We start from the raw sequence: 13844 nt of genomic DNA, 5'->3' as shown, positions 1-13844 counted from the left end.
CATGTCCCGCCGAACCCTGATCCTGTTTGCGAAAACGCCGCGCGCCGGGCTGGTGAAAAGCCGCCTCGCCCGCGATATAGGCCTCGGACCCGCAACCCGCTGGTACCGGCACAATCTCGCCCAAACGCTGCGGCGCCTCGGGAAGCACGCGCTCTGGGACTGCTGGGTCTTCGGAACGCCGCACCATGCCGCGCGCTGGCCCTGGCCGAATCCCTGGGGCTTCCGCCAGCAGGTCCGGGGCGATCTCGGGCGCCGCATGGGAGCCGCCCTGCATGCCTTCAAGGACCGGCCGACGGTGCTGATCGGCAGCGATATTCCCGGCATAGAGCCGCGCCATATTTCGGCGGCCTTCAAGGAACTCGGGCGAAGCGACGCGGTTTTCGGTCCGTCCGCGGATGGCGGCTACTGGCTCGTCGGCTTTTCGCCGCGTTATGCGGGCAACCCTTTCGGGGAGGTCCGCTGGTCGACCGAACATGCGCTCGCCGACACGCTGCGGGGATTTCCCGCCGGGCGGCGCATCGGTTTGATCGGGACCTTGCGGGACGTGGATACCGGCGCCGACCTCTCGGCGGCGGCTCAGTCGGAGCGGCCGTAGAGTTCGTGCTCGCGCAGGCGGGGCATGATCTCGACGAAATTGCAGGGCCGGAAGCGGATATCGAGCTGGTTCTTCAGAATCTCGTCCCAGGCGTCCTTGCAGGCACCCGTCGAGCCCGGAAGAGCGAAGAGATAGGTTCCCCGCGCAACGCCGGCGATGGCGCGGGACTGGATCGTCGAGGTGCCGATCTTCTGGAAGCTGATCCAGCGGAACAGTTCCCCGAAGCCCTCGATCTCCTTTTCGAAGACGGACCTGAAGGCCTCCGGCGTCACATCCCGGCCGGTGAGCCCGGTTCCGCCGGTTGAAATCACCGCGTCGATCCCGTCATCCGCGATCCAGCTCTTCAGCTGATCAGAGATCGCCGGAATATCGTCGGTCACGATCTTCCGGTCGGCGAGGATGTGGCCGGCGCCGGTCAGGCGCTCGACCAGCGTGTCGCCGGAACGGTCGGTCTCCAGACTGCGGGTGTCGGAGACGGTCAGGACGGCGATATGGACGGGAACGAAAGGACGGGTCTCGTCAATTCCGGGCATGCTTCGGGTCGCCTGGCTTCTCTGAAAGGTCGATCGACTCATAGCGCGGCCAGGACCCGGCGGCAATGTGATCCAGCGACGGTGCCGGCTGGCCGAGGCGCAGACGGTACATCCAGAGATTGGTCAGAACCCGCTCGATGAACTCGCGCGTTTCGTGCCGCGGAATGGACTCGATGAAGAGCAGCGGATCTTCCTTGAAATCGACGTTCCGGGTCCATTTGCGCAAGGTGCCCGGTCCGGCATTGTAGGCCGCGAGCAGCTGAAACAGGCCCTCGTTGACGCTGTCCTGCTTCAGCAGGTGGCCGACATATTCCTGTCCGAGGCGGAGATTCAGGTTCGGGTCCATCAGCGCCTTGCGGCCGTCGCGGCTGCGGAAGCTGCGGTCGTTCGCGACCCAGGCGGCGGTCCGCGGCATGATCTGCATCACCCCGATGGCACCCCGTCCGCTGCGCGCATTGGCGTTGAATTTCGATTCCTGGCGGGCAATCGCATAGATCAGGGCCTTGTCGATCCCGGCGATGGAGTCGAGCTGCCAGTCCGGCAGCGGATAGAAGGCCGCGTAATAGGGCCGGTCGCCGCGTGCCCGCAGAATGCCGGCGATCCGCATGGCAAGCCCCGGCATGCCGTTGCCGGCCGCGATGGTCATGATCGCGCCGTGCATATAGTCCGGAAGGTTGGGATAGAGCCGGCGGAGTTCCTTCTCCGCGAGGTCCATCTGGCCGGCCTGCAGCAGCGCGAAGGTACGGCGGCCGCCCGGAGCGCTCAGGAGCACGTCCTTGGTATCCGCGTCCAGTTCCGGCAGCGTCCAGTCGAGCGGCATGTCGATGCCAAGCGCCCGGCGCGCGAGAAGGCCGTAGAAAGTGGCCGAATGGGTCGCCGCCTGGGCGAGCCAGAGCGTCGCCTGACGCGGACGGCGTTCGGCGAGATGCGCCCGGGAGGCCCAATAGGCACCGGCGGCTTTCACCCAGCGGGAAACGTCCGGCGCGCGTCCGAGGGACTCGAAGTGGCTTGAAGCGGCGTCATAGTTCCCCTGGCGCCACAGCGCGAGGCCCGCCGTCCAGTGCGCCGTCGGAATCTTGTCGCCAGAAAGCTCCAGACTCTCGTTCGCGTAGCGGATCGCCTTCTCATCCACATTAAAGACGAAATAGCCGTGCGCAATTTCGGCCAGCGCATGCGCCCGATCCGTTTTGCCGAGCCCCTTGCCCGCTTTCGAATTCAGATATTTCAGACCGCCCGTCGGATAACCGTTGCGAACGAAGCGGCGGATCTCGCGGATCACCGCACGCCCCTGACGGGAGACTTTCGGACCGTTGCGGAACAGGTGCTGCTGCGGCTCGACCGCGCCATTCACCTGGGATGCGCCGCTGCCGGTCAAATACCCCTTCTGCGGACGCGCAGGCGCTTTCCAGTTGCCCGGCTTCCGCTTCAGGGCCAGCCGATAGATCCTGCGCGCGCCCGGATGATCCGCGTAAAGCGCCATCCAGTCCTTCAGCTCTTTGTATTTGGAGCGATAGGCCGTCGGGTGCATGTAACGCTGATAAAGAACGTGCCCCATCAGCATGTCGTCATCGAGGTCGGCGATCAGTTTGTCCGCCGCGCGCCATTTGCCGTCGTCCTGCAGTTCGAAGATTTCGCGGTAACGGGCAACGTCTCTTTCGCCGATAACGTCGAACCGAATGCGCGGCGCAACCGAATCGGACTCCAAAACGCCATAAGAGGACGCGCGCGAAAGGGACGCGTCGCCACGCGCCACAGCGTCGGCAGATCCGAAATTGGTTAATATTCCCGCGGCTATGCCCAGAATCGCACCTGCGACTGCGTGGGCGGAGAGCCACCTCCGAAGCTGCGGAGTCGGTTTCTCAGCTCTGTTCATGACCACGCTAAGTAGGGCAAGAAGAAGGCAATCTCAAGCAGCGATTTCGGGTAACTGCATCCCGCCAATCACCACAACTACTTAAATATGGATTTTGATGTAAAGATTGAATACAGGGTAATACCTTCATATATTTCAATTGCTTACGTGGTATAACTCTTTAACCACGCCAAGGCGGTAAATTCTCACCAATTTAAATGAAAAAGATTCCATAAATTACTGAATAATTTGCTTAATTGTCAATAGATCCCGCCATGCAAGGGCCTTCTGACCCGCCGATCTGAGAAGGAACGCTGGGTGAAAAAACGGAACCGCCGGTATCGGCGCTTCAAGCGCCGGATCGGTGTATTCGAACTGCCGTCCGCGTAGCCTCATGATGCCCTGGCGCTGATCCAACAAGGTCTTCGCCGAGGTGCCTCCGACCGGGACCAGAAGGCGCGGCTTCACCAGCGCGATATGGCGCCGGATGAAAGGCAGGCAGGTCGCGATCTCGGCCGGCGTCGGCTCGCGGTTCCCCGGCGGGCGCCAGGGTAAGATATTGGTGATGTAGGCGTTTTCCGCTCGGTCGAGGCCGATCGACTGCATCATCCGGTCAAGCAGCCGCCCGCTCGCGCCGACGAAAGGGCGGCCCTGCCGGTCCTCGTCCGCTCCCGGAGCCTCGCCGATGAACATGACTTCAGGACGCTCGACACCCTCGCCGAAGACCAGATTGGTGGCCGTAACCTTGAGCGGAAATCCTTCCAGGCTCTCAAGTGCGGCGCGCAATTCCTCCAGCGTCTGCGCCGTGCCGGCCAATGCCCGGGCCGCCTTGTCCGACGGCGGTTCCGGCACGGACGGCGCGCGTTTCGGCGCTTCCGCCGGTGCCGTGGGAGTTTGTTGCGAGATCGAAACATGTGGCGGATCTGCTGGTACCGGGCGGATCGTCTCCGCTTTTCCGGCGGCAGCAAACCAGTCCGCCGTCTCCTCGGAGATCGCCTCGTCCGCGCCCCACTCGACATATAATTGGAGCAGAGCTTCCGGGGCCGGTTCTGTCTCGTTCAACGATAGGCTCACGCGATCCTCATCTCTCAATCGTGACTCGCTCCCTCTCGCGTCGCTTGTCGGGACCGGGGAGCTGTGCCAAGTAAGACACTAACCTGTGTAAGAAACGATTTGGAGAAGTTCATGGAACGCGAGTCGATGGAATACGACGTCGTCATCGTCGGGGCCGGTCCTGCCGGCCTATCGGCCGCGATCCGGTTGCGTCAGCTCTGTGAGCAGCATGGCCAGGATCTGAGTGTCTGCGTAATCGAAAAAGGCTCCGAAGTCGGCGCCCATATCCTGTCCGGCGCGGTGATGGAACCGCGGGCCATGATGGAGCTTTTCCCGGACTGGCAGGAACGCGGCGCTCCGCTGAACACGCCGGTCACCCAGGACCGCTTCATGTATCTGACGCGGAACGGCGGCTACCAATTGCCCTGCCCGCCGCAGATGAACAACCATGGCAATTACATCATCAGCCTCGGCAATGTCTGCCGCTGGCTGGCCGAACAGGCCGAAGGGATGGGCGTCGAGATCTATCCGGGCTTCGCCGCCGCCGAGGTGCTCTATGACGAGAACGGCGCCGTGCGCGGCGTCGCGACCGGCGACATGGGCATCGGCAAGGACGGAGAGCAGACGGCCAACTACACTCAGGGGATCGAGCTGCATGCCAAGCAGACCCTCTTCGCCGAGGGCGTGCGCGGCTCGCTGACCAAGACCCTGTTCGAGCGTTTCGGTCTCCGCGACGGCGTCGACCCGCAGACCTACGGCATCGGCATCAAGGAACTCTGGGAGGTCGATCCGGCCGTGCACCAGCAGGGCCTCGTGGTCCATACGGTCGGCTGGCCGATGGACAGCGGCACTTATGGCGGCTCCTTCCTCTATCACCTGGAAAACTGTCAGGTGGCGGTCGGCTACGTCATCGGCCTCGATTACGAGAACCCGCATCTGAGCCCGTTCGAGGAATTCCAGCGCTACAAGACGCATCCGAAGATCCGGCACTTCTTCGAGGGTGGCCGGCGTATCTCCTACGGTGCGCGCGCGATCAACGAGGGCGGTTTCCAGTCGATCCCGAAAATCACCTTCCCGGGCGGTGCCATCCTCGGGTGTTCGGCGGGCTTCCTGAACGTGCCGAAGATCAAAGGCTCGCACACCGCGATGAAATCCGGCATGACCGCCGCCGAAGCGCTGTACGATGCCATGAAGGACGGCGCCGGCGCCGGCATGGAGATCGCCGACTACCGCGCCCGCATGGAAAACAGCTGGGTCTGGGACGAGCTGAAGGCGGTGCGCAATATCCGCCCGGGCTTCAAGGCCGGCTTCCTGATGGGGATGGCCAATGCCGGTTTCGAGACCCTGTTCAAGGGTAAGAGCCCCTGGACCCTGCATCACCATCATGACCACGAATGCCTGAAGCCGGCTGATCATTGCGAGAAGATCACCTATCCGCGCCCGGACGGGAAAGTAAGCTTCGACCGGCTTTCCTCGGTCTTCCTCTCCAACACCAACCACGAGGAAAACCAGCCGGCGCATCTGACGCTGAAGGACCCGTCGGTCCCGGTGGAACACAATCTCGCACTCTACGACGCGCCGGAGCAGCGCTATTGCCCGGCCGGCGTCTATGAGATCGTGCGCGACGATGACGGCACCAATCCGCGCCTGCAGATCAACGCGCAGAACTGTGTCCATTGCAAAACCTGCGACATCAAGGATCCGACCCAGAACATCAATTGGGTGGTTCCCGAAGGCGGAGGCGGACCCAACTACCCGAACATGTAAGCAAACCGACGCCCGATGCCTTTGACGACTGACTTCCGGAAGAGAGAGGGGGCCGCCCCATGAAATCGTTCGCTTCGCGAAACGGACGCCGCATCTGCGCGGTTCTGGCGGCGGCGATGCTCTCTGCCTGCGCCGCGACAGGCGGTGGCGGAGATCTCCCGGAAGTTCCGACGCGCGACACGACCTCAGGCGATTATCTGAAGGCCCTGCACGCCTATCGAAGCAGCGATCTCGGTGCCGCGGCGCAGAATTTCAGCGCGGTGCTCGAGGCCGATCCGGGAAACCCGGGTCTGACCCAGAGAACCTTCCTTGCCCGCATCTCAGACGGCCAGACCGACGCTGCGATCACGATGGCGGCGGATCTTGTCGGGCGGCAGAGCGGTTACGCCTTCGGGCGCCTCGTTCTCGCCCTGGCGGCCCTGAAGGACAGCGACTACGACACCGCCCGCCGCCAGCTTGAAGCCGTGGAGGAGTCGCGGCTGACCCAAATTCTGCGGCCGCTTCTCCTGGCTTGGGTCGAGGCCGGGAGCGGAAACTGGGAGTTGACGGAGATCCACCTCGACGCAATCCGCAAGCAAGGCGGATTCGTCCTGCTGGCCGACCTTCATGCTGGCTATATCGCCGCGCTGAAGGGCGATGCGGAGGCTCTCGACACGGCGTTCCAAGCGGCACTTTCGGCCATCGACCGTCCTCCGGCGCGCCTGCGAATCGGAGCCGCGCTTCATTACGCCCAGCTTGGCCGCGAGGCGCAGGCCCGCGAGATTCTGTCGGGCGGCGATTTCACCGACCAGAACCGCGCCGCGATCGATGCCGCGCTCGCCGCCGCTCTGACCGGAGGGAAAGCCAAGGGGCTTGTTTCCTCGGCGTCGGACGGCGTTGCCGAGGCGCTGTTCGATATTGCCAGCGCACTGCAACGCGACCGTGGAAGCGAGATCGCTCTGATCTATGCTCAGCTCGCTCTCTATATGCGGCCGGATTTTCCGCTCGCGAGCCTGCTGGTCGGCGAAATTCTCGACGACCGGGGCCGGCACGGCGACGCGCTTGCGATTTATCGGAGGATCGGCCGGGACTCGATCTATCACATGATGGCCGGCCTGCGGACCGCGGCGGCACTCGATGCGCTCGACGAAAAGGCGGGAGCGCTATCCGAGCTGAAGGCTCTCGCGAAGGCCTATCCGGATAACGGCACCGTGCTGGTCCGGCTGGCGGACACATTGCGCACCGACGAACGCTGGGGCGAGGCCATCAATGCCTATGACGCCGCCTTTAAAAAACTGGGCGCGGCGGCCGAGGACGACTGGACGCTCTACTACACGCGCGGCATTGCGCTGGAACGGGCCAAGCGCTGGGAACGGGCGGAGAAGGATTTCCTGAAAGCGCTGGAGCTCTCCCCCGAGCAACCCTATGTGATGAACTATCTCGGCTATTCCTGGGTGGAGCAGGGCCGTAATCTCGCAGAGGCGCAGTCTTTGATCGAGCGTGCCGTGAAGCAGCGGCCGAACGACGGATATATCGTCGACAGCCTTGGCTGGGTCCTCTACCGAACGGGCCAATATGACGAGGCCGTGCCGCATCTGGAACGCGCGGTTCAGCTCCGGCCGGGAGATGCGGTGATCAACGACCATCTCGGCGACGCCTACTGGCGCGTCGGCCGCCGCCTGGAAGCGACTTACCAATGGCGCCGCTCCCTGGAGATGGGACCCGAGCCCGGTCTGGCGGCAGAGATCGAGCGTAAGCTCCAAGGCGGTCTCGTCGGCGGGAGCAAGGCACCCGCGCCGGGAAATGGCTGAGCGTTCCGACGCGCGTCTGCTGCTGGCCCCGGCGAAGGTAAATCTCAGTCTCCGGGTCCTCGGTCGCCGCCAGGACGGATACCACGAGCTGATCAGCCGCGTCGCTTTCGCCGATCTGCATGACAGGATCGTCGTCGGCCCCGCCCGGGCCGGCGAGAAGGACACCCTCGATCTCTCGGGACCGTTCGCTGGGACGCTGGAGCCGGACAACCTGATCCTCCGCGCCGTCGCCCGCTTTCGGGAAGCGTTTCCCAGCCTTGCGCCGCTACGGATCTCCCTCAAGAAGCACATTCCGGTTGCGGCCGGCCTCGGTGGCGGCTCGGCGGACGCAGCCGCGATGCTGCGCCATCTTGCCCGCTTTGCGAACTGCGATCCGATGAATCCGCGTATCCAGGCCATTGCTGCGACGCTCGGCGCAGATGTGCCTGTGTGCCTGGAGCCGGTGTCCCGCACAATGCGCGGAACCGGAACGAAGCTTGATCCTCCGCGCGAGGACTTTCCAGAACAGCCGGTGCTGCTGGTCAATCCAGGCGTGGCGGTGCCTACCGGAGCCGTCTTCACTGTGCTCGGGGCCGGGCCACTCTCAGACGGCTTCGCAGCACTATCTGCAGAGGAAGAACGGAACGATCTGGAGATGCCGGCGCGCAAGGTGGCGCGGGAGGTCGGTGAAGTCCTTGATGTCCTGCGCGGACTGACATCGCCACGTGCAGTCGGACTGTCCGGCAGCGGCGCGACCTGTTTCGCGCTGTTCTCGGACGAAACCGCACGGGACCGGGCAGCCGCGGAGATCACAGCGGTCCACCCGGACTGGTGGCTGCATGCCGGGATGCTGAGAAACTGGGAGGCGGGCGAGCTGGAAAGCGTCGCCTGACGCCGCTTCAGGGAGCCGCGCCCTTCAGCTGCCGGAGCAGCTCCGGACTCGCCTCGCCGGTCTCGGAGACCGACTGGGATTTCTGGAAGGCGCGGATCGCGGCACGGGTCTTGGGGCCCATCAGCCCGTCGAGACGGCCCTCATAGAATTCAAGGCGCGCGAGTTCGGCCTGGATATCCGCAACCAGACTTGCCGGTGTCGCGGTTACGATCTGCACGCCCTCGGCACCGCTGAGGGGCGAGCCCGCCTCGGATCCGCCGTCGCCGCTTCCCGCCAACAGCTCGATCGCCCGCTCGTCGCCGGCCCCCGCTGCGGCCCGGTAGAGTTCGAGCGCCGCCGTCTTGTCCTGTGTGACTCCGAGACCCTCGTCGGTCATCACCGCGAGATTGTAAAGCGCTCGGCCCAGCCCCTGGTTCGCGGCAGCGCGGAACCAGCGGGCCGCCTCCTCGAAATTGAGCGGAATCCCGCGGCCTTCTGCATACATCACGCCGAGATTGTACTGCGCGTTCGGATGTCCCTGTTCGGCGGCGCTGTGATACCAGAGCAGCGCGCGGACATCGTCCTTGCGCACGCCCTGACCGGTCTCATAGAGCACCGCGAGATTGTATTGCGCGCTTGCAAGTCCCTGAATAGCAGCTTCCCGCAACAGCTCGGCGGCGCGCACAACATCCTTCGGACCGCCCTTGCCGGTCAGATTGAGGATCGCGAGATCGTGCTGCGCGGTCGCGTCCCCCGCCTCGGCCCGCTGCAGCAGCTCTTCCCGTCCGGATCCCGTCGCGGGCACGCCGGACGGCGGCAGAGCTGCGATCTGACCGCCGGACGGCGTGGCGGTGGTCGCGGGCTCGGCGGGTTTGGGCGGAAGCACCGGAGCCGCGGGCGGAGCCACTTCGGTCACCGTCTCCGCCGGAGCTGCTTCCGGGACAGGCACCGGCGCGGACGGCGCAGGCTCGGGCGCGATCTCCGCCGCGGTCTGCGGTTCCGGCGGCGCCGGTTCCGTTTCGGCAGGCGCGGGTTCGCTGGCGGGCGTCGCAGGTTCGGTCGCCGGAATTTCGGCTGTCGTCACGGGATCTTTTGCAGGGCTCGACGCCTGCTCAGGTTCCGCCTCCGGCATGGGCGTCACGGTTTCGGGCATGCTCGGCGGGCCGGGCTGCTCGGGACGTGCCTGTTCGGATGGTTCCCCGGCCTTCCGCATCTCGTCCGGAGTTTCCGGGCCGAACAATATGGCCTCGAGCTGCGCTCTCAGGGGCTTTAGGATATCGCCGGCACTTTCCCAGAAATGGGCGGCCTCGTACGCGGCCAGCTCGATCGCCGGCTGCACTCTTCTGTCGATTTCCATGCGGAGCGGCCCGAGACCGATGCGGTCCGCGGTTGCATAGAGGCCTCCTGCCGTCACTGCGAGAATGATCGATGCGGCGAGAAGAACCTTGCGCACGCGGCCCCGGCGCGCCCGGCGAGGCATGCGAACCGTCTCCGCTGCGGCCTCTCCCGGGTGAGACTCGTATCCGCTTTGCTGTACGCCCCGAAAAGCCTTGGGGAGATCCGGCGCTCCCGCTGCCGGGATTTCCGCCGGTGGTTCCAGGTCGAACTCGGTCGGGCCGAGGTCTCCCGTGGGCGGCGGCGGATCGGTCTCTACCGCGTCCACCACGCCGGCCAGCGCCCGCAGGCGCCGATCGATCTCCCGCGCGCGATCCGACTGTCCGGAGCTTTCTGCCGCGACCATCGGCATGTCGAGATCGTCGAGACCTTCATCCAGATCGTGCAGCGGCTCCGGGGGAAACTCGTCGTCCCGTTCGCGCGAAGGAGGCTGCGGGATCGGCGCGCTCAGAGCATTGAGATCGGCTATATCCGCGTCCGGCGGCGCCTCGGGGCCGAAGTCGTCGTCGAATTCCTCTTCGGGCGTGGTATCGGAACTTTCGTCCGCATCAGGCTCGTACGCAATCCGGGCTTGGCTTGCACTGGGTCCGGGATCCGCGCGTTCGAGCGCGACCATACGCTCGGCCAGATCGAGCAGAGCCAGTCCCATCGGGCGCAGTGCGGTGTTCAGTCTGTGAGAGGATGCGTCGAGTTCACCGTCTATGATATCGAGCAGCGCGCCGATATCCGCTTGCGGGGGCGTCGGGGACGACTGGCTTTCGGCGAGGATACGCTCCGGAGGGGAGCCTGTTTCCGCAGTGTCAGGGCTTTCGTCCCGAGGACGCTGACCGCCGTGAACCCTGATGGCGTGGTCGATCCAGGAGCCGATCGTCTGATCGTCCCGTTCCGCTGCGGCGCGTGCGATGTCGCGGACATCTTCCTCGATGCCCTTCACGCTCCAGGTTGTCGCCTTTCGTGCCACCGGCACTCCTCAGGTTCACAATCGACAGGCACATGAGTAGTGATCAGATCAATACCCTCTAACTTGCCGCTTTAAAACAATTTATACGCAAAATCGCGGTAGCGCTACCCGCGACGAAACAGACGGGAAAAGAAGCCGCCACCGGACTTCTGCCCGGGCATCACACGACGTTCGACGCGCCCGAGGCGTTCCGAGAGCCGCATGACGGCGCGCTCGATCGGGGCAGTAGAGAAGGCCGCTTCATCGGATGCGGGCAAGGCAGCAGGGCGGGCATTCAACTCATCGACCTCGGCCGTAAGCGCTTCGATCTTGCCCAGCACGGGCTCGAAACGGGAAAGTGTCCTCTCTTCCACGGCATCGATCCGGGATGCGAGATCTTCCAGCCGACCTTCCAGACTCTCGACCCGTTTGACGAGCGCATCGCCCTCCGGCTGGGAAAGTCCCGGCTGTACCGGGGCCGGAACCGGATGCCGCATCTGTGGCACAGGGGGGGCGTAGCTGGTGTTGGCCGGCATCGGCGCATGCGCTACGGCCGGGGGCGCAGCCTGCGCGTGGCCGCGAAACTGCCACGGATACCCGGCCGACGCGGTCGCGACCATGCCGCTATCGACCGCTTCTTCCGCAACGCTCCACTGCCCGCGCCCGAATGCGAAGCGCGGATCGACCTGACCGCCTCGATGTCGCTCGCGCGAACCGCCGCCAGTACCGGGATGCGGCGCATCATGTTCCGGTTCCGGTGCCATGCGGGTCTCCGGCTCGGCCATGTCTGCAGGCTCGGGCGCCGGCTTATCGCTCGCCGCCAGACGGATCTGTTCGCTCAACCAGACACCGATCGGCATACCGGCCTTGCGCGCGGCGATCTTCGCCGCCTCGCGATCTTCGGCAGAGACCCCTTTCACGCTCCAGGGAGATTTACCTGACAACCGATAACCCGCCTTTGCCTCATTTCCGGAGCCGGACCAATCATGTGGTCAACAAGTGACGGAAAAATACCAAAGGTTACCCGGTAGCGCAATATATTCCGCGCTTTTGCAAGGATATGCAGCACTCGATATGACCGGGTAGATTTGCGGTCGTTGAGTCGGCGGAAGTGCCGCTTACCAGCCGTCGAGCCGACGCGGTGGCGGAGACCGGTCCTCTTCACCGGCACTATCCTCGACCTGCTCTTCGAGACGGGTCAGGCGGCGGGACATCTGCTCAATGATATCCTGCAGCGGACCGACGATATGAGCGACCTGCTCCTCCGCCTCATAGATCCGTTCACGGACGGCGGCACGCAACGCGTCTTCGTCCACGGCCACCGGAACAGCCTCATCGGTTACGGCCGAAACCGGAACCGGCGGAGAGGATGCATCGTGGTTCGGGCCGACATCGCGGATCGCCGCGCTGACCCATTCGCCGATCGTCATGCCTTGCTGTGCGGCAGCCTTCTTTGCGATCTCACGCGCCTCGGGCGAGACGCCTTTCAGGCTCCATGGCAGTACCGACTTGGCCATTTCCGTCTTCAACCTCGAAAAGCCAAAGGATCTGAAGAGTCTAACTGCTCAACCGCGATATGTTAAGGCTCCCGGATCGAAGCAGTTGCAAGGATTACCGTTTCTGACTATCTTCCGCCGCGATTGGGGCGTAGCCAAGCGGTAAGGCAGCGGTTTTTGGTACCGCCATGCGCAGGTTCGAATCCTGCCGCCCCAGCCATTCAGGCTTCCCTGACCTCGAAAATCTCGACCCCGCCATCAATGCCCTCGACCGCGTGCTCACCACTTGTGACAAGTACGGGGAGGTCTGGCGCCGTTCCGGCGAGCGCGCGCGTCGCATGGTCACAGACAGCACGTACACCAAGCCTCTTGGTATGTTTCTCAAGCTTAGCGGCCCGGTTCACCGCATCCCCGATCACGGTATATTCAAGCCGCTCTGCATCGCCTACCGCACCGAAGACGACCTGTCCGCTTGCGGCCGCCATGCAAATCCGCAGCTCGCCGGGCGCCAGCAGCGCGGAATCGGGCGTCCAATCCCTTGTGGCCTTCAGCATGTCCCGCATTGCCCGCAAGGCGTTCGCGGCATGATCGGCATCCGGCACCGCCGCGCCGAACGTGGCGAGCACACCGTCGCCTAGAAACTTGTCGATACTGCCGCGGTGCCGCCGCAGGACAGGACCGACCAGTGCCTGGTAGTCCGCTAGAATCCGCAGGATCTGTTGCGGTTCCAGCCGCGCGCTCAAAGCCGTGAAGCCCCGAATATCGATATAGAGAATGGTCGCGTCGCGATGGTCACCGCTGCCGGCGGCCAGTTCCGCCTCCGCACCGGTGATCTTGCGCGCAACTTCCGGCGCGAAGAAGCGCGAGAGCTCGCGCGCCGCCATGCCTTCCGCCACGGCCCGCACCAGAAGGCGCCGGCCGCGATGGATCGCCACCGCGAGGATCGCCGTCACCATCAGGATCGAGAGCACCTTGTCGAACTCGGCGCCGATCAGGACCGAATTGGAAGTCAGGTAGTGCACATAGTCGCGCGTGACCATCGGATCCGACGGATCGACGATCATGGCGTAAGCGACCAGCGCCAGCCAGCCGAGAGCCGCGCCGATCCCGGCGAGCAGCACATAGCCGACCTCCAGCCGGAAGGAGCGCAGAGCGATGAAGATGAAAACATAAAGCACCGTCGGCGCTTTCAGATAGAAAGAGGCCGGCTGCTCGTATTGCAGGTGAAAGCTCCAGATCGTGATCATCAGCAGAGCGATGTCGCCGATCACCGAGAGTGCGAGGAACCAAGGCGGCAGCAACCGGCGATAGGACAGCACGAGCCGCAGAACAGTGAAGCCGAAATATGCGCTGAGTACCCACGGGATGGGCTCGAAACGCGCGGTCTCAGCGAAGGTTTTCGGCGAAAGCCCATAAAGGATGGCCCAGATCGAGACCACGGTCAGCTGGACCCAGCCGATCAGGACCTCGTTCTGAGCCTCCTGCTCGCGGATCGCGGCCTCCACCCTGCCGGGCAGACGGTCTTGAGCCTTATCCTGAACCTGCTGTCGCGTCGTCTCCGCCATTCCGGCCT

General features: G+C 64.3%; 11 protein-coding genes and 1 tRNA gene. 5 read left to right on the top strand and 7 right to left on the bottom strand.

All coding sequences use genetic code 11. From position 1 onward, the window contains the following. Position 1: 1 nt before the first annotated feature. Positions 2-595 carry a TIGR04282 family arsenosugar biosynthesis glycosyltransferase gene (locus tag NUH88_RS11135; protein WP_257766482.1) on the top strand — a complete coding sequence of 198 codons (594 nt, stop codon included), beginning with the start codon at positions 2-4 and terminating at the stop codon, positions 593-595. Here the strand turns inward: NUH88_RS11135 and moaB are convergent. The 3 genes from moaB to NUH88_RS11120 all read right to left on the bottom strand — a co-directional run bounded on the left by moaB (position 577) and on the right by NUH88_RS11120 (position 4054). Further along, the gene (gene moaB, locus NUH88_RS11130; protein WP_257766481.1) at positions 577-1128 is read right to left on the bottom strand and encodes a molybdenum cofactor biosynthesis protein B; all 552 of its coding nucleotides are present in this window, start codon (positions 1126-1128) and stop codon (positions 577-579) included. The genes NUH88_RS11135 and moaB overlap by 19 nt on opposite strands. Further along, on the bottom strand, positions 1115-2881 hold the full coding sequence (locus NUH88_RS11125; RefSeq protein ID WP_257766480.1) for a lytic transglycosylase domain-containing protein: 1767 nt from the start codon (positions 2879-2881) through the stop codon (positions 1115-1117). Before NUH88_RS11125 ends, moaB begins: the two co-directional genes overlap by 14 nt. 336 nt (positions 2882-3217) lie before the next feature. Next, a complete protein-coding gene (locus NUH88_RS11120) occupies positions 3218-4054 on the bottom strand; it encodes a uracil-DNA glycosylase (protein ID WP_257766479.1) in 837 nt (278 codons plus the stop codon). A 111-nt stretch (positions 4055-4165) separates the two neighbouring features. Here NUH88_RS11120 and NUH88_RS11115 point away from each other — a divergent pair, with 111 nt between their 5' ends. The 3 genes from NUH88_RS11115 to NUH88_RS11105 are packed head-to-tail and all read left to right on the top strand — an operon-like array spanning position 4166 to position 8461. Further along, positions 4166-5800 (top strand): electron transfer flavoprotein-ubiquinone oxidoreductase, encoded by a 1635-nt coding sequence (locus tag NUH88_RS11115; RefSeq protein ID WP_257766478.1) that lies wholly within the window; start codon positions 4166-4168, stop codon positions 5798-5800. Positions 5801-5859: 59 nt separating this feature from the next. Then, entirely contained in the window at positions 5860-7590 is a 1731-nt protein-coding gene (locus NUH88_RS11110; protein WP_257766477.1) for a tetratricopeptide repeat protein, read from the top strand. Then, positions 7583-8461 (top strand): 4-(cytidine 5'-diphospho)-2-C-methyl-D-erythritol kinase, encoded by an 879-nt coding sequence (locus NUH88_RS11105; RefSeq protein WP_257766476.1) that lies wholly within the window; start codon positions 7583-7585, stop codon positions 8459-8461. Before NUH88_RS11110 ends, NUH88_RS11105 begins: the two co-directional genes overlap by 8 nt. Positions 8462-8468: 7 nt before the next feature. On the opposite strand, the gene NUH88_RS11100 is transcribed toward NUH88_RS11105, so the two are convergent. The 3 genes from NUH88_RS11100 to NUH88_RS11090 form a co-directional block, all read right to left on the bottom strand. After that, positions 8469-10796 carry a peptidoglycan-binding protein gene (locus NUH88_RS11100; RefSeq protein ID WP_257766475.1) on the bottom strand — a complete coding sequence of 776 codons (2328 nt, stop codon included), beginning with the start codon at positions 10794-10796 and terminating at the stop codon, positions 8469-8471. Positions 10797-10900: 104 nt separating this feature from the next. Beyond that, positions 10901-11719 carry a hypothetical protein gene (locus NUH88_RS11095; RefSeq protein WP_257766474.1) on the bottom strand — a complete coding sequence of 273 codons (819 nt, stop codon included), beginning with the start codon at positions 11717-11719 and terminating at the stop codon, positions 10901-10903. 174 nt (positions 11720-11893) lie between these two features. Beyond that, the gene (locus tag NUH88_RS11090) at positions 11894-12292 is read right to left on the bottom strand and encodes a magnesium transporter CorA family protein (RefSeq protein ID WP_257766473.1); all 399 of its coding nucleotides are present in this window, start codon (positions 12290-12292) and stop codon (positions 11894-11896) included. Positions 12293-12416: 124 nt separating this feature from the next. Here NUH88_RS11090 and NUH88_RS11085 point away from each other — a divergent pair. Continuing rightward, positions 12417-12491 (top strand) — tRNA-Gln (locus NUH88_RS11085). 1 nt (position 12492) lies between these two features. Here the strand turns inward: NUH88_RS11085 and NUH88_RS11080 are convergent. Next, a complete protein-coding gene (locus NUH88_RS11080; RefSeq protein WP_257766472.1) occupies positions 12493-13836 on the bottom strand; it encodes an adenylate/guanylate cyclase domain-containing protein in 1344 nt (447 codons plus the stop codon). Positions 13837-13844: the final 8 nt, after the last annotated feature.

The sequence above is a fragment of the Nisaea acidiphila genome (genome assembly GCF_024662015.1).
GTDB classification, from domain to species: domain Bacteria; phylum Pseudomonadota; class Alphaproteobacteria; order Thalassobaculales; family Thalassobaculaceae; genus Nisaea; species Nisaea acidiphila.
The sequence above is the reverse complement of the archived record's forward strand: the minus strand, read 5'-3'. Positions and strand labels throughout refer to the sequence as shown.